The following is an 18,870-nucleotide window of genomic DNA, read 5'->3' on the forward strand; positions in this document are numbered from 1 at the left end:
CCGTTCATTATGTCTTGCGACGCAAAGCGCCAGGTTAATTGTTGTTGTTGAGCTGCGCCGGCGCCGGATCGGCGCCATTGCTCATGCCGGGCATGGAATGACCCTCATGCTGCATGTCCTGCATCCCTGGCGTGCTTTGCATGCCGGGCATGTCGTGCTGCATGCTGCTGCCATCGGAATTGCGAGGCGGCTCGGCTCTTGCCGGAGCACCGGTCGCCGGCACGGTGGCCGCAGGCGCCACGACGCCTTCGTCGGCATGGCGGTTATCATATTGCAGCTTCTCGCGGTTCTCCGCGCTTTCCTTGCCGGCGCCGCCCATCATGTCGATATGCATCATCTCGTTCATGCACATCTTGCCCGGCGTGGCGCACATGTTGAGAATGGCGTTGTAAAGGTCGGCATCGGCGCCGGCGTAATAGCGCACCGGTTCCTTCTCGCTCGGCTTCTCCAGCTTCAGATAGGCGTCGCGGTTGAGCATCGTGCCCTGCTGCTTAACCTGCGCCACCCAGGCGTCGAAGCCTTCGCGGTTGAGGCCATGGAACTTGAAGCGCATATGGGAGAAGCCTGCGCCGCTGTAATTGGCGGAGAAGCCCTCATATTCGCCTTCCTTGTTGATGACGGCATGCAGCTTCGTCTCCATGCCGGGCATGGCATAGATCTGGCCGGCAAGGGCAGGGATGTAGAAGGAGTTCATCACCGAGGAGGCGGTGATCTTGAAATTGATCGGCACGTCGACCGGGGCCGCGAGTTCGTTGACGGTCGCAATGCCGAGCTCGGGATAGAAGAACAGCCACTTCCAGTCGAGCGCCACGACCTCGACGATCAGCGGCTTGGCGTCTGCCGGAATGGCGCGCTCGGCGTCGAGACGGTCGAGCGGACGATAGGGATCGAGCTTATGCGTGGAAATCCAGGTGACCGCGCCGAGCGCAATGATGATGGCGAGCGGTGCGGACCAGATCACGATTTCGAGGCGTGTGGAGTGATGCCATTCCGGCGCATAGGTCGCCGCCGTATTCGAGCGCCGATAGCGCCAGGCGAAAAACAGCGTGAGGAAAATCACCGGGACAATGATCAGCAGCATCAGCACCGTCGAGATGACGATGAGATCGCGCTGCTGCGCGGCGATGTCGCCGGAAGGCGCCATGACCACCATGTTGCATCCTGCCAGGAAAAGCAGCGGCAAGACGGATAGAAGGCGGGAAAACTTCGCGAGTTTTGGCACGTCTCTAAGCTCTTGTTGTTTCGTTTGTTCCGCGACTAAAGCACTGAACCCGATAGCGACATGAGGCGGAAGGTCGCAGTGCAGCATGCATGCCGCACTGCGGCAGAAATCATATGAGGCTACCGCCTTGAAATCCTGATGAAAACAGAAAGGATTTTCAGGGGCGCACGGTCGTTGCGATCAATATACCCGCAAGCACAGGACAGGCCAGCTTTCCCGGGAAAAATAGCCGGCCGGCGGCGCTATTTTTCCCCTCAGCCTGATTTTCAGCCGTGATGATGAACTATTTACATCTGACGGGCTTGATAAGCCTGCGGGTTTGATCAAGATCAGGCTGAGGCGCCTTGCCGGAAGCGCCTTAACGAGGAGGCGTTTCATGGCAACAGCATCACATTACGGACCGTCGTCGTCGTCGCTGGAACGCGATGCGCGGCGCATTCACGACGACAAGCCGGTTTCCCCGGGCAGCATCGCCATCGGCGTGGTGATCGGGCGCATGTCGGAATTCTTCGATTTCTTCGTCTACGGCCTCGCCTCCGTCCTGGTTTTTCCACAGCTGGTTTTCCCCTTCGCGCCGGACAGGCTGACGGCCACGCTCTATTCCTTCGCCGTCTTCTCGCTCGCCTTCCTGGCCCGCCCTGTCGGCTCCGTCGTCTTCATGACCATCGACCGGATGTACGGACGCGGCACGAAGCTGACGATCGCGCTCTTCCTGCTCGGCGGTTCCACGGCCTCGATCGCCTTCCTGCCGGGTTATAACGAGATCGGCGTCTGGTCGATCGCGCTTCTGGCGCTCTTCCGTCTCGGCCAGGGCTTCGCGCTCGGCGGCGCCTGGGACGGTCTTGCCTCGCTGCTCGCCCTCAATGCGCCGGCCAATCACCGCGGCTGGTATGCGATGATCCCGCAGCTCGGCGCGCCGATCGGCTTTGCGCTGGCGAGCATCCTGTTCGGCTATTTCGTCGCCAATCTTTCCAGTGAGGATTTCCTCTCCTGGGGCTGGCGCTATCCGTTCTTCGTCGCCTTCGCGATCAATGTCGTGGCGTTGTTTGCGCGTTTGCGTCTCGTCATGACTAAGGAATTCGGCACGCTGCTGGAGCAGCACGAGCTCGAAGCGGCCCCGATCCTGGACGTGCTGCGCATTCACGGCCGCGACATCCTGATCGGCGCCTTCGTGCCGCTCGCGAGCTTTGCCATGTTCCACCTCGTCACCATCTTCCCGCTCGGCTGGATGAGCCTCTACGGCAACCAGCCGATCGGCGCCTTCATGGTGGTGCAGGTGATCGGCGCCATGGTCGGCGTCGTCGCCATCATCACATCGGGCCTGATCGCCGATCGCATCGGCCGGCGTGCCCAGCTTGCCGTCTGCGCTGTCATCATCGCCATCTTCAGCTTTATCGGGCCGGTCCTGATCGCCTCCGGCAACAGCGGCCATGACGCCTTCGTCATCATCGGCTTCGGCGTGCTCGGCCTTTCCTTCGGCCAGGCGACGGGCTCGATCTCGTCCCGCTTCGGCCGCGGCTATCGTTATACCGGTGCAGCCTTCACCTCGGACCTCGCCTGGCTGATCGGCGCCGGTTTCGCACCGCTGGTGGCGCTCAGCCTCTCCAGCCGCTTCGGCCTGACCTTCGTCGGCTACTACCTGCTCTCCGGCGCCATCTGCACACTGGCGGCACTCGCCTTCAGTAAGGCGCTGGAACAGCGCGAATAGGCCGGCTTGAATGCGAAGCTTGCATGGGAAACCATGCAAGCTTCAGCTTGTTGGCTGCATCTCAATTATTGGATGCATTGCAATCTATAATTAATTGCATATGATCGCCATCAGCGAGGATATGCCCATGACCCCGGAAACCATCGATCATTCGACCCTTTCCCGCCTCGTCGAAGCAGGAGCGGTCGATGCCGCGCATGTCGTCGGCAAAACCGGCGGCTGGTCCGTCGTCATCCGTTACGGCAAGGCCGAGCGCCCGCTCGCCGCCCAGCGCAGCCGGCAGGTGCGTCTGTTCAAGCGCATGGATACCTTGGTTTCCTATCTCAAGGATGTCGGCATTTCGCACTTCGATGTCAATGCCGCCGATTACGCTCCCGAGACAGCTTCGCGGCCGGATCGGGCCGCCGCGTTGCGTCGGACCCATGAGGCGGCGGAATACGACAAGTGGTTTCGGGAACAGGTCGAGGAAGCGATCCGGGAAGCCGATGATCCGAATGCGGTCTGGATCAGTGCGGAGGATGCCGAAGAGCACATGGATAAGCTTCGGGCCGAACTGCTCGCGCAGCTGCAATCCGGAGATAAAGCTTGATTGTCAGATGGCTGGCGCAGGCTCTTGTGGATCGGGAAAGGCAGATCCGGCACATCTTTACCCAGAATCCAAAGGCTGCAATCGCACTGGATGATATCATCCGTCATCAGGCAAAAATGCTCGTCGATCACCCCGAAGCAGGACGCGCCGGCCGTCTCGAGGGAACGCGGGAACTGGTCATTCCACGTACCGCATTTCTGCTGATCTATCGCCTCGACAGACATGCGCGGAGAGTGGAAATACTGCGCCTTCTTCACGGCGCCCAGCAATGGCCGCCGAAACCCTGAAAGGCGTTTTACTGGGCCATCTGCGGCTGCTTTGCCGCCCGGGCTGCGGTCAGTTCCGCTGTGGTGTGGTTCAGACGGTCGGCGAGCACGCGCATGATTTCGACCGCCATTTCGGGGAAATCGCTGAGCAGCTTCAGGAAGTGCTCCTTGCTGATGCGCAGCACTTCGAGCGGCGAGGTGGCGCGCACCGTGGCCGTGCGCGAGACGTCGCAGAGAATGGCGATTTCGCCGACGATGGAATTGAGCTCGACATCGGCGACCTTGATCTCGCCAGCAGGCGAGGAGACGATGATGTCGGCGCTGCCGGAGAGGATGACATAGGCGGCGTCGCCGACGTCGCCCTGGTGAAAGAGATCCTGACCGGCCTTGTAGGTCATGCGATCGGAGGTGAAGGCCAAAAGCTTGAGCTTGGCCGGTGCAATCCTTGAAAAGATCGGCACCCGCCGCAGCATTTCGACTTCGTCTCTCAACAGCATGAGCGTTTCAATCCCCTGACATCGGGCCGCGAGACCAGACGCCTTCAAACTCCGGCATTCCCCCGGGAACACCTACCATCGCCGCCCCAATAGAATATTACGATAACAGTTCCTTGAACATACCGTTTTTCTCGGAAAGTTCCGGATAGTTGCCGGCTTCCGCCAGACCGCCGCGGTCGAACAGCAGGATCCGGTCGAACATCTCGGCGAGCCGCGCATTGGTGAGCACCCAGATGATCGCCGGCCGTTGGCCTTCCTCATGCAGGTCTTCGATGATGTTGCGGGTGATCTGATCCTGGACGCGCTGGTCGAGCGCCGAAAGCGGCCGGTTGAAGATGAAATAGTCCGAGCGCTTCAAAAGCGCGCGGGCGAGATTGAGCTTCTGTCGCTGCACCATGGTCAGCCGCTTGCCGCCGGAGCCGACGTCGAATTCGAGGCCGATCGACAGGACATCGTCATAAAGGTCGAGCGCGTCGAAGAGTTCGCCCATGATGGCGCGGATGCGGTCGGAGGCATCGGCCTGCTGATAGGCGATACGGCCGAAGAGCACATTGTCCATCAGGCTCGCCGAGGGCGTGAAACGTTCCGCGTCGTAGCGCTCGATCAGCTCGGCGAGGTCGGCCGGAATATGCTCGTGGAACTGCTTGCGGGCGCTGACGATCTTGTCCGTCAGCTCGTTCGTCAGCAAGCCGAAGCGGTGGCGCGGTTCGATATAGGCAAAGCTCAGCCGGATGATGGCGGAGCGTTCCTCCGGCGTGGCGTCCTCGAAGCGGCGGCTCTGCAGCTTCTGCAGCAGCGCCTGATAGGTCGGAATATCGTCCGCCGTCATGAAGGTCAGCTGCTGGAAGAAAGGATGGTCCGGCGGCAGGTCGTGGAAGAGTTCCACCGCGTTCTCGGCGATCTCGAGGCCCATGGCGTAGAGATCGGTGCTCAAGCCCGTCTCACGGAACAGCTGCTGGAAATAGGGATGCGCGGCCAGCCTGCGATTGGTCATCAGGGGCCGCTTCATCGTGCCGAAGAGCAGGTTCTCGCCAACCGTCGCCTGGGCGTTGTAGGCGTCGAAATCGAAAGGCACAACGATCCCGTCGAGCCCCTCGTCGCGCAGCCGGTCCCTGAGCGAGGCGCGCAAGGCCACGACATGGTCGCTGACGGCCACATGCACGTCGGTATTGACGTTCGAGCGCAGCGCCAGGTCGAGGATGTCCTGCGAGATCAGAACGGCGTCGAGCACCGGCCGGATCGCTTTCAACAGGTCTTCCGGCCCGCTGGCGCCGGCCGCCTTGTAGTCCACCCAGTCGCTGTTGAGGTCGAGCGTCGGATTGCCTGCCTTCACCGCCTCGGCGGAATGCCATTTATATTCCTGCGCTTCCTTCTCGTCATAGACGGGGTCGGTCATCGGCGCGTGCTTGAGGCCGTAGAGCAGGTTGCTGGCGAGCGAGCCGTGGAAGAAGAAAGTGTCGGCCGAAGCATAGGAGATGCGCCGTCCGGTGATCGATTCCGGCATATCGAGGAGATCGCGCCCATCGATGGTGATGCGGCCGGAATCCGGCCAGACCATGCGGCCGAGGGCTTCGGCGAAAGCTTCCGCGCCGCTGCCGTTCGGGCCGACGATCGCAACCGTTTCGTTCGGCTTGATCTCGGCGGAAACATGATCGACGAGGCGGGCGCCGCTGTCGTCGGAGACCGAGAGGTTGGTGACCACAAGCGCGCTCGTCAGCGCCCCGACCGGAGCCGTCTCGAGTTCTTGGATCTGGCTGTCGATCAGCGGCTCGACGTTGAATTGCTCATAGACCTGCTGGTACTTCACCTGCACGTCCTGGCGCATCTGGTCCCAGTCGATCAGTTCCTTCAGCGGCCCGGGCAGGTCCTTGTAGGCTGATATGACGGCGACGAGCTGGCCGATGTCGAGGCGGCCCTGCAGCGCCAGATAGCCGCCGATCGCGTAAAACAGGAAAGGCGTGACCTGGGCGAGGAAGTTGTTGATGAACTTCACCAGGAATTTCCACTGGTACAGGTCGTAGCGGATCGAGAAGATGCGGCCGAGCCGCCAGGCGATGTCGGCACGTTCGAGGTTGGACGTGTCGTTGCCGTGAATCGTGCCGATGCCATCGACGATCTCGCCGACGCGGCCGGAAAGCTCTCGCGCCGTCAGCTGCCGCTGGCGGCCGAGGTCCAGCAGGCGTTTCCGCATGCGCGGAATGACGACCGCCTGGACGCCGACGATGCCGGCGGCGATCATGCCGAGCCAGAAATTCTGCACGATGATGAAGGCAAGCGCGGTGATCGCCTGGCCGCCGAGGAGGGCGGGCGAGACGAAGGCATCGCCGGTGAAGCCGCCCATCGGCTCCACCTCGTCCTTGATCATGGTGGCGATCTCGGCTGATTTCACCCGCTTGAAATGAGCGGGCGGAAAACGCAGCACCCGGTCGATCAGCTCGAAGCGGATGCGCCGCAGCATGCGTTCGCCGAGCCGGCCCTTATAGGTGTTGATATAGAATTTGAAGAGGCCGTTCAGCACCACGAGCGCCAGGAACACCAGGCTGAGCGCCATCAGCATCTGGAAGCGGTTGAGCTCCAGGCCTTGAAAGAATTCGACATGGCCGATCAGCGGAATGTCGTAGGCGATGTGCATGAACTTCTGCGTGGCGCCCGGTCCCTCGAATCCATCGCCCTGGATCGGTCCGTTGACGATCTGCTTGGGCAGATCGAAGGACAGGAAATAGGGAATCATCGAGGCGGCGACGACAGCCAGGATCCACAGCTGCTGCAGCCGCGTGTTCTTCCAGATGTAGCGGGCGAGGCTTTTTTCCATGGCTAACCGTCAGCTTGCTGGGAAATTCCGGGGGCCGGGATGAGGAGGAATTCTGAGAACAGTACCATGCAGCCGGACCGCCGATATCGCAATGAATACAAGGCAAAGCGACCGGCTGCAGACGTGCCGATTCTCGCCGGAACATTGCTTATATCACAGGATTTTTGGATTGCAGCGCCGCGCGTCGGAAAAGACGCGCAAAAGAGGCGGCAAGGCTTGCAATTGCTGGATAATTTTATCCCCGAGTCGGTCTGCAATCATGCCGGGAACAACGCTGCGAGAAAGAAACCCCGGAAAATAATCCGGGGGCCGGTTATTGGTTCGGGCGGTCAGGTTCAAGCCGCGACGTCGCGAAGCACGGTATTAGGATCGGCATGGCTCATTGCTTCCGCGATCATATCGGCATCCTCATCGCCGATGCCGAACAAACCGAAGCGGAGCTGATAGCCCCAATTGGGGCCGACCCTCGTGAAGGCGAGCCGGCCGAGCAGCGACCGGATCGGGGTTTCCTCCGCAGGCTGCCAATCGACATCCCGCCGCCAGGGCCTGAAACCGCTTTCCATCTCCACCTGGTAAGGCACCCCGTCGCGGGCCGTGCCGATCGCGGTAAAAGCCTGAAGGCGGTCCTTGCCGCCAAAGACGGCGGTGGGCGAATAATAGATCACGCGATCCCCAGGCGTGATCCGCCTGAGGGGTGATGCCTTGCCGTGACAAACCTGCATGAAGCCGGCTTGACGGCCGATGCGGACATGCTCTGCGGAGGCGACGGCAACCCAGGCTTTGGCCATGGCTCAAACCTCCTCGGCCATGGTGTAGACGCGCAGGCGATGCCCATCGGGATCGGCGGCGACGAAGCTTCGGCCGAAATCGAGATCGGTCGGCGCCATGACAATATTCGCGCCCTTGGCCTGCCAGTCGGCGTGAGTCGCATCGACCTTGTCGGTCGCGGCGACCTTGAACCCAATTTCGGAGCCCCCGCCCGCCGCTGCCGGCGCGGGCTCGACGCCCGCCTTGCCCCAGAGACCGAGCCCCAGGCCGGAGGGCAGGATGAACATGGCGAAGGTCTCGCTTGCTTCCACGGGCTCCTTCCCGAGCAGCTTGGCGTAGAAGCGGGCGCTCGCCGGCGCGTCGTTCACGTAGAGAAGAATGCTGTTGCTGGCGGTCATAAGGGTCTCCCGTTGTTCGTTGGACAGCCGAACCTTATGACCTGACACTGCCAAATTCTGGCAGTATCATACGTCTCGATGCGATATTCCCTGGCTCTCGCGCCATTGTTTTAGCAGCGTCTGCCGGCGCTTCGGATAGCGCGCATCGAGCGGTTGCGCATGAACGATTCGATCCGTGCGAAACGAGCGGAAATCCTGACGGAGTTCGCACCAGCCGAGGAGGACGCGCACCTGGTCGAAAAAGGCGAGCGCGAACGGCCACACCACGCGCTCCGACGCCACGCCGGCGCCGTCGTTATAGGACAGGGAGAGCTTGCGTTCGGTGCGGATCGCCTTGCGCAGAAGCGCCGGATCGACCGAATCGATGGGGATTTTGGCGCCGGGCCCTACCAGAAGGGCGGATGCATCCAGTGCCTCGCGCAGTTCGGGCGGCAGCACGGCAGCGATCCGCGCCAGCGCATTTCGCGCTGCATCGCGCAGATGATCGTCGCCTCTGTCCGCTACCCACCGGGAACCGAGCACGAGAGCTTCTATCTCTTCCGGCGGAAACATCAGCGGCGGCAGGAGAAATCCAGGTTTCAGGACATAACCGACGCCCGGTTCGCCCTCGATTGCCGCGCCCTGGGCCTGAAGGCTGGCGATATCCCGATAGAGGGTGCGGATGCTGACGCCGATCTCGTCGGCCAGCACCCCGCCGCTGACCGGCCGGCGGTGGCGGCGCAATACCTGGAGAAGGTCGAGAAGGCGTTCGGAGCGGGACATGGGGTAAGCTTATACAGGCTTGCTGCTGCCAGATACTGGCAGGATGAGACTTGCCCGGCTTTGCCGAAACCTTGCGCCCACTTCTTTAGCCGCCTGCGCTCATTGAGATTCCCAAACCTTCGAATTGCCGGCCAGCATGGAGCGAATGATGCCGGCGGTTTTCTCGGCCCCGTCGAGATCGAGCGATACCGTGCCGCGCCCTGGCGCTGTGAGCGCCTTTTCGACGGCTTCCTTGACATGGCCGGACGTCAGTCCCGTTTCCGGCAGGATGTCGGCGAGATCGAGTGCCTGGAGCCGTTCGGCGCGCACCGTCTGCTCGGTCTCGCCGCCGGCGACGAAGGGAATGAGGATTGCCCGGCATTCGGTGCGCAAGAGGTCGCCGACCGTGTTGTAGCCCGCCTGCGAGATCGAGACCCTGGCGCCGCGCAGCAGCGAGGGAAAGTCCTTGCGGAAGCGCACCAGCCTCACATTTGGGGCCGCGTCCTGCGACAATGCGGCGAAATCGGCCTCCGGCAGGTTGGGGCCTGATATCAGCAGCCAGCGAAGATGATCCGGCAGCATCGCTGCCGCCTGTTTCGCCGCGCCGATCAGCTCGGCGCCGACCGCGCCGCCGCCCGCCGAGGCGATGATATCGAATGTCTCGCTCGGCTCCGGCGCCGGCGGCGGCGCGACGAGGCCGGTATAACGCAGCCTGTCGGCGATCTCGGCCGTCAGCGGGAAGGTGTCCTCGAGCCTGACAAAGTCCGGGTCGCCGTGGACCAGCACGGCGTCGAAATGGTCCCTGACCAGCGCGACCGTCTCGGCGTCGCGGCCGGCCTTGCGGTTTTCCTGCAGGATGTCGCGCACCGAGCTCAAGAGTTTCGGCCGCGGTTCGGCCTTGTCGATCGCCGCAAGCAGCGGCAGCAGTTCGAAGCGCATCTGCCGTCGGCCGAAGGGAAAGGCTTCGATGATCACGACATCGGGCCTTACGGCATGAAAGGCGTCGAGCAGCAGATCGCGGCGGGCCGCAAGGAAATCCTCGCCGGCCGGCCAGCCGTCGGCATCGGCAAGGCCGGAGAAACCGGCATTGCTGGCAACGACGGCCGGGAGCGCCACGGTCTTCACGCCTTCGCCCGGAAAGCCCGGCACCGGCAGGCCGCCGGTCACGACCGTGACGTCGAAACCGTCGCTGACAAGCGCATTGGCGATGCGGCTGGCACGGGCGATGTGGCCGATGCCGAGCAGGTGCTGGACATAAAAGAAGATACGCGGTGCCGTCATGACGCCTTCTGCCATTCGGCCTCGAACAGGCCGGTGAGCTGTCTGATGCTGGAGTGATAGTCGAACTCTTCGCGCACCCGTCTTTCGGCCGCATCGCCGAGACGCTTGCGCAACGCCGGATCGCGGATCGCCGCTTCCAGGGCTTTCGCCAGCAGCGCTGGATCCTCTGGCGCCACCACGAGGCCGTTTTCGCCGTCCCTCAGCAGTTCCGGCACGCCGGATACTTCGGTCGAAACACAGACGAGCCGCTGGCTCGAGGCTTCCACCAGCACGTTCGGCAGGCCGTCGCGATCGCCGTTGGCGGCGATCCGGCAGGCGAGCGCGAAGAGGTCGGCGCGGCGGTAGTGATCGAGCACGTCTTCCTGCGCCAGAGCGCCCTTCCAGGCGATGCGGCCGGAGAGGCCGAGTTCGCCGGCCAGCGCCTTCAGCTTCGCCAGCGCCTCGCCGCCGCCGATATGATCCATGCGCCAATGGAGGTCGGCGGGCAGGAGGGCGAGCGCGCGCAGCAGCACGTCGTAACCCTTTTTCTCGACGGCGCGGCCGACGCTCAGGATGAGGGCGGGATCGTCCGGGTCATTGCCGGTGCGCTGCGAACGCTCGCCGGCAAAGTGGCCGAAACGGGCGAGATCGAGACCGTGGTAACTCAAATGCACCGCATCCTTGCGCGATGTCAGCAGGCGCATGTGCTCATAACCCGTCCGGGTGCAAGTGACGGTCCAGCGGGCGCTTTTCAGCTTTTCAGTGAGCTCCCAGTCGGGCGACGTCCATATGTCCTTGGCATGCGCCGAGCAACTCCAGGGTGTTCCCGTCAGCATGCTCGCATATTCCGTCACCGAAGCCGGCGTATGGATGAAGTGGGCATGCAGCCACTCGCCTCCATCCGGCCATTCGCGCGCCAGCACCAGCGCCTGTCCGAGCCGGCGGAAGCGGTTGCGGGAGAGATCGCGCTTGAGGTCGGCGAGAAAGCGCTTCATCAGGGCGTTGAAGCCCGGCTTTGAAAAGCCGGCGATCAGGCCTTTCAGCACGCGGATCGGCTCCTCGTGCAGATATTCCGGCAGATAGACGACTCGCGCCTTGATCTCGTCATGTACGGGATGGCGCTTCTTGTCGGTCGGCCGGCGCATCGAAATCAGGGTCAGGTCAAAGCCGGCCTTTTCGAGGCCGAGCAGTTCCTGAGCGATGAAGGTTTCCGAAAGGCGGGGATAGCCTTTCAGCACGACGAGAATCTTGCGGCGTGGCGGCAAGGCTGTGCCCTATTCTGCGCCGACGAGGGCAAGGTGGCTGCCGCGCCCGTCGAGCCACCGGCCGACGGTCTGCGAAATGTGATCCAGCCCTTCGAGATGCATATTGCTGCCGCTCTTCGACGGCGGCAGGCGGGAGGGCAGACGCTTCAGCGCCTCGGCCATGACAGCCGGATCGGCAGATTGTTCCGGCAGCAGCATATCGATGAGGCCGAGCTCGCTGGCGCGTATGGCGCGCAGCAGCTGCTCCTCGCGCGGCTTGACGCGCGGTACGATGAGGGCCGGCTTGTCGAAGGAGAGGATCTCGCAATAGGTGTTGTAGCCGCCCATGGCGACGACGCCGGTCGCGCTGGCGATCAGCTCCTCCATGTGATTGTCGAACTCGATCACCTCGATATAGGGAATGGCTTCGCCCTTCTGCACCAGCTTGGCACGCTCGGCCGCCGGCATATAGGGGCCGAGCACGACGAGCGCCTTCTGCGTCAGCGTCGGATCGGCCTCGTAGGCGTTCATGACGTCATGGACGAGGTCGGAACCGTCGCCGCCGCCGCCAGTCGTGACGAGCAGGTAGTTGTCCTTGCGGGCGTTGATCGAGCTCTTGCCCTTGGAGACGCTGCGCTGCAGGAAGCCGACGAAATCCATCTTCCGGCGCAGGCTGGCCGGCACGTCGAGACCGATCAGCGGGTCGTAGAAGTCGGGCGGACCGTAGACCCAGACGCTGTCGTAATACTGGTCGATCTTCTGCATGATGCTGTTCTTTTTCCACTCGGCCTCGAGCAGATGCGGCGCATCCATGATCTCGCGCAGGCCGAGCACCAGCACCGTGCCGCGGGCCTTCAGATAGGCAAGCGTATCCTCGACCTCTCCCTTCAGCCCCATCGGCTCCTTGTCGACGATGAAGATATCGGGCTGGAAGGTCTCGGCCGTGTGGCGAATGCTGGATTCGCGCATCTTCAGCGTTTCGTGCAGGTCGATGTGGCTGGCGAGCGACGTATATTCGCCGTTGCGCAGCTTGATGACGCTCGGGATCTTCACGAAGTCGACGCGGGCGCGGTAGTCGAAGGCGCCGGCGATCGTGGCGCCCGAAATGATCAGGATATTGAGGCCGCGATAATCTTCCACCAGCGCGTGGGCGATGGTGCGACAGCGGCGCAGGTGGCCGAGCCCGAAGGTGTCGTGGCTGTACATGAGGATGCGTGCATCTTCGAGACGTCTGGCCATAGGCGTTCCCTCCGGGGTGAACAACATTGTTAGCACCCCCACCGTCCGGAGGCCACGAGGCGGGGGCGGTGCCGGAAGGCGCCGCCGAGCTTTCTGCTATTTGTAGGGATCTGCCGCATCACGCAAGCCGTCTCCCAGAAAGTTGAATGCCAAAATGACAAGAACAACAGGAATGATCGGAAAGAGCAGCCAAGGATAGAAGGCGATGACACTGACGCTTTTTGCTTCGGTCAGCAGGATGCCCCAGCTGGTGATCGGCGGGCGAAGGCCGAGGCCGAGGAAGGAGAGGGCAGTCTCGCCGAGAATCATGCCGGGGATCGAAATCGTCGCCGAGGCAATGAGATGCGACATGAAGCCAGGTACCAGATGCCGGCCGATGATGCGCGGCGTGCTGGCGCCCATCAGCTGTGCGGCCTGCACGTAATCCTCCTCGCGCAGCGCCAGCAGCTTGGAGCGCACGGCGCGGGCAAGACCCGTCCAGTCGATGATGCCGAGGATGACCGTTATGCCGAAATAGATGACGATTGGGCTCCATGTCACCGGCATGATGGCGGCCAGCGCCATCCACAGCGGCAGGCTCGGCAGGGACTGCAGCACCTCGATCAGGCGCTGGACGATGAGATCGAAAACTCCGCCCCAATAGCCGGCAAGGCCGCCGATGACGATGCCGAGGACGAAGCTGATCGCAATGCCGATGAGGCCGATCGTCAGCGAGATCCGCGCGCCGTAGAGGATCCGCGAAAGGACGTCACGGCCGAGCCGGTCGGTGCCGAGCAAGAACATCTGGCCGCCGATCGACGGGCAGACCAGATGATAGTTCGAAGCGGCGAGACCCCAGAACTTGTAGGAATCGCCGCGGCAGAAGAAACGGATCGGCTGCACGTCGTTCGGCCTGTCGGTATAGACGCGATGCAGCGTATCGAGATCGAGCGTCATGCTGCGGCCATAGACGAAGGGGCCGACGAAGCTGCCCTTGTCGAAGAAATGGACGCGCTGCGGCGGCGCATGGATGAAGTCGACGTTGCGGGTATGCAGGCCGTAGGGCGCCAGGAACTCGACGATCAGGATCATCAGATAGATGACGGCGAGAAAGATGCCGGAGATCAAGGCCAGCTTGTGCTGCTTGAACTTCCACCACATCAGCCGCTTCTGCGAAGCGAGATGGATGCGCGACTGCGCCGCCGTCATGGTTTCGGTGGCGTGCGGATCGAAAGGCGCGGTCGAGACGTAATGCGGAAGCGGCGCGCCGGGTGCGGGAAGGGGCGACATTATTTGGTGCTCCTGCCTTGCAGGCGGATGCGGGGATCGAGGAAGCCGAGCGCGATGTCCGAGATCAGCACGCCGATGACGTTGAGGAAGGCGAGGAACATCAGGAAAGAGCCGGCGAGATACATATCCTGGCTCTGCAGCGCCTTGATGAGCATCGGTCCCGTCGTCTCCAGCGACAGCACGATGGCGACGATCTCGGCGCCCGAAATGATCGAAGGCAGGATCGAGCCGATATCGGCGACGAAGAAGTTGAGCGCCATGCGCAGCGGATATTTGACCAGCGCCCGCATCGGATGCAGGCCCTTGGCGCGGGCGGTCGTCACATACTGCTTCTGCATCTCGTCGAGCAGGTTGGCGCGCAGCCGCCGGATCATGCCGGCCGTTCCGGCGGTGCCGACGATGATGACGGGAATCCAGAGATGGGCGAGGATCGACTTCGCCTTTTCCCAGCTCATCGGCGCGTTGAGATATTGCTGGTCCATCAGGTGGCCGATCGAGAGCCCGAACCAGACATTGGCGAAATACATCAGGATCAGCGCCAGCATGAAGTTCGGGATGGCGATGCCGAGCAGCCCGAGGAAAGTCAGTCCGTAATCGCCCCAGCTATACTGATGCGTGGCCGAATAGATGCCGATCGGAAAGGCGATCAGCCAGGTGAGCAGGATCGTCGTGAAAGAGACGAGGATCGTCAGCCACAGGCGGTCGCCGACCACGTCGGAAACCGGCAGCTGATATTCGAAGGAATAGCCGAAATCGCCGTGCAGCATGCCGCCGACCCAGTAGAAATAGCGCACGATCTCCGGCTTGTCGAAGCCGTATTGCTGGCGCATCTCCTCGATTTCCTGGAGGTTGGCGGTCTCGCCGGAGGCGCGCAGCTCGGCGATCTGGCTCTCGAAGAAATCGCCGGGCGGCAGTTCGATGATGGTGAAAACGAGCGCCGAAATGACGAAGAGCGTCGGCACCATGGCGGCGATGCGCCAGAGAATGTATCTGAGCACGCCTCAGGCCTCCTTGTACCAGAATGCATCCGGCATGTAGACGCCGAGATAGGAGGTGGGATCGAAGCCGTAGAGGGCTTTCGCCGGCAGGTTCTGCAGCTTGGCGGCGCGAAGGATCGGCTGCAGCGTGCTGTTGATCAGGCCGATCGAGAAGACCTGCTGCGTATAGAGCGCCAGCATCTTGTGCCAGATCACCTGACGCTCCTCGAATTTCGCCGTCGAGCCCCATTGCTTGAGAAGATCGACCAGTTCGGCCGCCTCCGGCAGATCGGGTGCCACGCCTTCTTGGCCCGCGGAGAGGTAATGCATGCCCCAGAGCGGCCATTGCAGCTGATCGTCGAGCGTCGGCGCAAGCCCGGAGGGCGACATGTCGGCGGTCGGCACGCCGTTGTCGAGGCCGTACCAGATCGACATCATGATCGTGCCGCTCATGGCGCGGTTGCGGAAGACGTCGCGCTGCGAGGTGCGGGTATAGAGCGCCAGGCCGACATTGGCCCAGTGATCGTGCACCAGCTCCAGCACGTCGGTATCGAGATTGCTCTCGCCGGCCGTTTCGACAGTGATCTCGGCGCGCCGCCCGTCGGGCAGCAGCCGGATGCCGTCATCGCCGCGCTTGGTCAGGCCGAGTTCGTCGAGCAGTCGGTTCGCCTCGTCCTGATCGAACTTCACATAGGCGTCGGCATATTCCTGCTTGAAGAGCGGGCTGTCGGGCAGGACCGTATCGGCGCTCGGCGTGCCGAGACCATAGAACGCGACCATGTTGATCTCGTGCCGATCGATCGCCAGAGACAAAGCGCGGCGCATGCGCACGTCGCGGAACAGGCCGCGCCACGCCTCGTCGGCGCAGTTGAGGTTCGGCAGCAGGGTGATGCGCGAACCGCGCGCGAGTTTCCAGAGATCGACCTTGACGGGGAAGCGCTTCTCCGCCTCCTTCAGGAAGGTGTAATCGTTGAAATCGATGCCTGTTGCCTGCAGGTCGGCTTCTCCCGCACCGGCCTTGGCGGCGATGATCGACGAGGAGGAAACGTTGAGAACGAAACGGTCGAGATAGGGAAGCTGCCTGCCGTTCTCGTCGACGCGGTGGAAGAAGGGATTGCGCTCGAAGACGAATTGTTCGGCCGGCAGCGCCGTCGTATTGCGCCAGGGATCCAGTGTCGGCAGGTTCGGATTTTCGGGGCGGTAGGAGCGTGCCATCTTGATGTGCAGATCCTGCCACTTCTTGACGCGGTAGGTCTTCATCATCTGTTCCATCTTCGCCTCGTCCGGCTGGAACTTCTTGTGAAACTGCTTGAGGTAATGTCCCGGGCCGAAGATGACGAGCGGCTGCGGGCCCGCCAGGCTCGGCAGGAACATCGGGTTGGGCTTTTCCCAGCTATAGCGCACGGTCAGCGGATCGAGCATCTCGAAGCGCGGCAGGTTGCCGTGCGGGCGCAGCTCCAGCGCGCCGCCGCCCGGCGTCAGCTTGTCGTTGAGGATGACGTCTTCCCACCAGTAACGGAAATCGTTGGCCGTGAACGGTTCTCCGTCGGACCATTTATGGCCCTCGCGCAGCGTGAAGGTGAAGACCGTGTCGTTCTCGGAACGGAAATCGGCGAGGATATCAGGCTGGAATTGCAGATGCTTGTCATAGCCGATCAGGCGGGAATAGCCGTAGATCGTCATGAAGCGGATGTCGCGCTGGCTGCCGATGATGGTGCGCACCGTGCCGCCATAGGCGCCGGGGGCAAGTCCCATCTCCGTCAGGTTGACCACACGCGGGCGCAGCGGAAGGCGCTCGGCCATACCAGGCAGGCCGCCGGCGGCGAGCCGCTCCTTCAGGAATTCCGGCTCGCCGATCTGCTCGGCCCGAAGCACAGCGGGTGCGATTGCCGCGCCGACGAGGCCGCCGAGGAAGGTGCGACGCGTCACCATCAGCGCAACTCCTTGATATCGGCGCCCTTGCGGGCGCGCACCAGATGGCCGTCGCCGAGGTCGGCATAGGCGAGTTCGGCCGCGTCGTCATGCTCTGCGGTGAAGGTCTTGCCCCAGTTCTGCTTGTCGGCGGCGCCGTTTTCCCGGAGCGCCTTGAAATCGAGCGGCCGGTCGAGATCGGGAAAGGGGACGGCGGCGAGCAGCGATTTCGTATAGGGATGCACCGGATCGCGCAGGATGATTTCGCGCGGCGCGATCTCGACGATGCGGCCCTTGCACATGACAGCGATGCGGTCGGCCATGTAATCGACGACCGCGAGATTATGCGAGATGAAGAGATAGGTCAGCCCCAGCTCCTTCTGCAGGTCCTTCAACAGGTTGAGGATCTGCGCCTGCACCGAGACGTCGAGGGCCGAGACCGGCTCGTCGAGGATCACGAGCTTCGGACCCAGCGCCAGAGCGCGCGCGATGCCGATGCGCTGGCGCTGGCCACCGGAGAAACTGTGCGGGTAACGGCTGAGATAACGCTTGTCGAGGCCGATCGCGCCCATCAGTCCCTCGACCTTGCGCTTGCGCTCGTCGCTGTCGCCGCGGTCGTGGATTTCGAGAGGTTCGCTCAGGATGTTGCGCACCGTCATGCGCGGCGAAAGCGAGGAGACCGGATCCTGGAAGACCATCTGGATCTTGGTGCGCATGTCCTGGAGTTCGGCGCCCTTGACGGAGAGGACGTCGATCACATCCTTGCCGTCGTTGAACACCACCGCGCCGGTATCCGGCGTGACGGCGCGCATCAGGATCTTGCTGAGCGTCGTCTTGCCGCAGCCGGATTCGCCGACCAGCCCGAGACATTCGCCGCGGCGGATGTCGAAGCTGACATCGTCGACCGCGTGCACGACGGTGGCTTCCTGCCTGCCGAGGAAACTACGCTTGCGCGTCTTGTAGGTCTTGGAAAGATTGGCGACCGAAAGCAGCACGCCGGGCGCTTCGGCCTGGACAGGTTTCTTCTTGCCGACGAGGGTTTCGAGATTGACCGGCACGTCGCGCAGCGCCTTCAGGCGCTCGCCGGGCTTCATGTCGAAATGTGGAACGGCGGCCATCAGCGCCTTGAGATAGGGATGCTGCGGATTGCGGAAGATGGCGTCGACCGGCCCAGCCTCCATGATCTCGCCGTGATAGATGACGACCACTTCGTCGGCCATGTTGGCGACGATGCCGAGATCGTGGGTGATGAGCAGCATCGCCATGCCGAGCTTGGCCTGCAGGTCGCGCAGCAATTCCAGGATCTGTGCCTGGATCGTCACGTCGAGCGCCGTCGTCGGCTCGTCCGCGATCAGCAGCGCCGGCTTGCAGATCAGCGCCATGGCGATCATCGCGCGCTGGCGCATGCCGCCGGACAGTTCGAACGGATACATGTCGTAGGTGCGGTGCGGATTGGAGAAGCCGACGAGGCCGAGCATCTCCTCGGTCCTGTTGCGCGCTTCCTCCTTGTCGACCTCCGTATGAATCAGCAGCGCTTCGCTGATCTGGTTGCCGACCGTATGCAGCGGCGAGAGCGAGGTCATCGGCTCCTGGAAGATCGTCGCCATGCGCCGGCCGCGCAGATCGCGCATCTCTTCGCTGTCGCGCGGCAGCGACAGGATATCGGTCGCGCTGCCGTCGAGCGGGTCGGTGAAGAGGATACGGCCGGAGGCCTTGGCCGGATTGGGCAGGATGCCCATGACGGCCTGGCTGATCACCGATTTGCCGGAGCCGGATTCACCGACGAGAGCGGTAACCTTGCCCGGAAGGATGCGGAGATTGGCTTCCTTTACGACACGGAGACGGTCGCCGAAAACCGAGAAGGAGACGTCGAGGTTCTCAATACGCAACAGATCGGCAGCAGACGCCATACCAATGAAATTCCCCAGTCTTCTATGTTCCCGTTAAGGCACACTATCGTACCGCAAAC

17 protein-coding genes are annotated in these 18,870 nt (G+C 62.6%); 3 read left to right on the forward strand and 14 right to left on the reverse strand.

Annotated features, from left to right (window positions below; genetic code table 11):
- Positions 1-34 precede the first annotated feature (34 nt).
- A complete protein-coding gene (gene cyoA, locus CO670_RS01325) occupies positions 35-1,222 on the reverse strand; it encodes a ubiquinol oxidase subunit II (protein WP_097588615.1) in 1,188 nt (395 codons plus the stop codon).
- Between the two features lie 376 nt (positions 1,223-1,598).
- On the opposite strand from cyoA, the gene CO670_RS01330 reads away from it, so the two are divergent.
- The 3 genes from CO670_RS01330 to CO670_RS01340 all read left to right on the forward strand — a co-directional run bounded on the left by CO670_RS01330 (position 1,599) and on the right by CO670_RS01340 (position 3,806).
- Complete coding sequence (locus CO670_RS01330) at positions 1,599-2,930, forward strand: MFS transporter (RefSeq protein ID WP_097588616.1); 1,332 nt, start codon at positions 1,599-1,601, stop codon at positions 2,928-2,930.
- A gap of 127 nt (positions 2,931-3,057) precedes the next feature.
- On the forward strand, positions 3,058-3,519 hold the full coding sequence (locus CO670_RS01335; protein WP_097588736.1) for a hypothetical protein: 462 nt from the start codon (positions 3,058-3,060) through the stop codon (positions 3,517-3,519).
- Positions 3,516-3,806, forward strand: a complete 291-nt coding sequence (locus CO670_RS01340; RefSeq protein WP_097588617.1) for a type II toxin-antitoxin system RelE/ParE family toxin — start codon at positions 3,516-3,518, stop codon at positions 3,804-3,806. Before CO670_RS01335 ends, CO670_RS01340 begins: the two co-directional genes overlap by 4 nt.
- 8 nt (positions 3,807-3,814) lie before the next feature.
- Here the strand turns inward: CO670_RS01340 and CO670_RS01345 are convergent, their stop codons facing one another.
- The 13 genes from CO670_RS01345 to CO670_RS01400 all read right to left on the reverse strand — a co-directional run bounded on the left by CO670_RS01345 (position 3,815) and on the right by CO670_RS01400 (position 18,811).
- Positions 3,815-4,282 (reverse strand): cyclic nucleotide-binding domain-containing protein, encoded by a 468-nt coding sequence (locus CO670_RS01345; RefSeq protein WP_004679746.1) that lies wholly within the window; start codon positions 4,280-4,282, stop codon positions 3,815-3,817.
- 97 nt (positions 4,283-4,379) lie between these two features.
- Entirely contained in the window at positions 4,380-7,094 is a 2,715-nt protein-coding gene (locus CO670_RS01350; RefSeq protein ID WP_097588618.1) for an ABC transporter ATP-binding protein, read from the reverse strand.
- 153 nt (positions 7,095-7,247) lie between these two features.
- Positions 7,248-7,433 (reverse strand): hypothetical protein, encoded by a 186-nt coding sequence (locus CO670_RS32425; RefSeq protein ID WP_141502209.1) that lies wholly within the window; start codon positions 7,431-7,433, stop codon positions 7,248-7,250.
- A complete protein-coding gene (locus CO670_RS01355) occupies positions 7,430-7,882 on the reverse strand; it encodes an EVE domain-containing protein (protein WP_097588619.1) in 453 nt (150 codons plus the stop codon). Before CO670_RS01355 ends, CO670_RS32425 begins: the two co-directional genes overlap by 4 nt.
- 3 nt (positions 7,883-7,885) lie before the next feature.
- Positions 7,886-8,260: a VOC family protein gene (locus tag CO670_RS01360; RefSeq protein ID WP_097588620.1), complete on the reverse strand. Its 375-nt coding sequence runs from the start codon at positions 8,258-8,260 to the stop codon at positions 7,886-7,888.
- Positions 8,261-8,326: 66 nt separating this feature from the next.
- Positions 8,327-9,022, reverse strand: a complete 696-nt coding sequence (locus tag CO670_RS01365) for a YafY family protein (RefSeq protein WP_097588621.1) — start codon at positions 9,020-9,022, stop codon at positions 8,327-8,329.
- A gap of 99 nt (positions 9,023-9,121) precedes the next feature.
- Positions 9,122-10,282: a glycosyltransferase gene (locus CO670_RS01370; RefSeq protein WP_097588737.1), complete on the reverse strand. Its 1,161-nt coding sequence runs from the start codon at positions 10,280-10,282 to the stop codon at positions 9,122-9,124.
- A complete protein-coding gene (locus CO670_RS01375; RefSeq protein ID WP_097588622.1) occupies positions 10,279-11,526 on the reverse strand; it encodes a glycosyltransferase in 1,248 nt (415 codons plus the stop codon). The genes CO670_RS01370 and CO670_RS01375 overlap by 4 nt, the downstream gene beginning before the upstream one ends.
- 9 nt (positions 11,527-11,535) lie before the next feature.
- Positions 11,536-12,744: a glycosyltransferase family protein gene (locus CO670_RS01380; protein WP_097588623.1), complete on the reverse strand. Its 1,209-nt coding sequence runs from the start codon at positions 12,742-12,744 to the stop codon at positions 11,536-11,538.
- A 96-nt stretch (positions 12,745-12,840) separates the two neighbouring features.
- Positions 12,841-14,013, reverse strand: a complete 1,173-nt coding sequence (locus CO670_RS01385) for an ABC transporter permease (protein WP_176538851.1) — start codon at positions 14,011-14,013, stop codon at positions 12,841-12,843.
- Positions 14,013-15,011, reverse strand: coding sequence for an ABC transporter permease (locus tag CO670_RS01390; RefSeq protein ID WP_088689796.1), 999 nt, complete (start codon positions 15,009-15,011; stop codon positions 14,013-14,015). The genes CO670_RS01385 and CO670_RS01390 overlap by 1 nt, the downstream gene beginning before the upstream one ends.
- Before the next feature lie 3 nt (positions 15,012-15,014).
- Positions 15,015-16,922, reverse strand: coding sequence for an ABC transporter substrate-binding protein (locus CO670_RS01395; protein WP_097588625.1), 1,908 nt, complete (start codon positions 16,920-16,922; stop codon positions 15,015-15,017).
- Positions 16,922-18,811, reverse strand: coding sequence for an ABC transporter ATP-binding protein (locus tag CO670_RS01400; protein WP_097588626.1), 1,890 nt, complete (start codon positions 18,809-18,811; stop codon positions 16,922-16,924). The genes CO670_RS01395 and CO670_RS01400 overlap by 1 nt, the downstream gene beginning before the upstream one ends.
- Between the last annotated feature and the right edge of the window lie 59 nt (positions 18,812-18,870).

The sequence above is a fragment of the Rhizobium sp. J15 genome (assembly GCF_002531825.1).
Taxonomy (GTDB): domain Bacteria; phylum Pseudomonadota; class Alphaproteobacteria; order Rhizobiales; family Rhizobiaceae; genus Rhizobium.

Coding starts and splice junctions, on each gene's coding strand:
- CO670_RS01330 (WP_097588616.1), top strand. CDS start 1,599: ATGGCAACAGCATCACATTACGGACCGTCGTCGTCGTCGCTGGAACGC.
- CO670_RS01335 (WP_097588736.1), top strand. CDS start 3,058: ATGACCCCGGAAACCATCGATCATTCGACCCTTTCCCGCCTCGTCGAA.
- CO670_RS01345 (WP_004679746.1), bottom strand. CDS start 4,282: ATGCTGTTGAGAGACGAAGTCGAAATGCTGCGGCGGGTGCCGATCTTT.
- CO670_RS01350 (WP_097588618.1), bottom strand. CDS start 7,094: ATGGAAAAAAGCCTCGCCCGCTACATCTGGAAGAACACGCGGCTGCAG.
- CO670_RS01355 (WP_097588619.1), bottom strand. CDS start 7,882: ATGGCCAAAGCCTGGGTTGCCGTCGCCTCCGCAGAGCATGTCCGCATC.
- CO670_RS01360 (WP_097588620.1), bottom strand. CDS start 8,260: ATGACCGCCAGCAACAGCATTCTTCTCTACGTGAACGACGCGCCGGCG.
- CO670_RS01365 (WP_097588621.1), bottom strand. CDS start 9,022: ATGTCCCGCTCCGAACGCCTTCTCGACCTTCTCCAGGTATTGCGCCGC.
- CO670_RS01370 (WP_097588737.1), bottom strand. CDS start 10,282: ATGACGGCACCGCGTATCTTCTTTTATGTCCAGCACCTGCTCGGCATC.
- CO670_RS01380 (WP_097588623.1), bottom strand. CDS start 12,744: ATGGCCAGACGTCTCGAAGATGCACGCATCCTCATGTACAGCCACGAC.
- CO670_RS01385 (WP_176538851.1), bottom strand. CDS start 14,013: ATGTCGCCCCTTCCCGCACCCGGCGCGCCGCTTCCGCATTACGTCTCG.
- CO670_RS01395 (WP_097588625.1), bottom strand. CDS start 16,922: ATGGTGACGCGTCGCACCTTCCTCGGCGGCCTCGTCGGCGCGGCAATC.
- CO670_RS01400 (WP_097588626.1), bottom strand. CDS start 18,811: ATGGCGTCTGCTGCCGATCTGTTGCGTATTGAGAACCTCGACGTCTCC.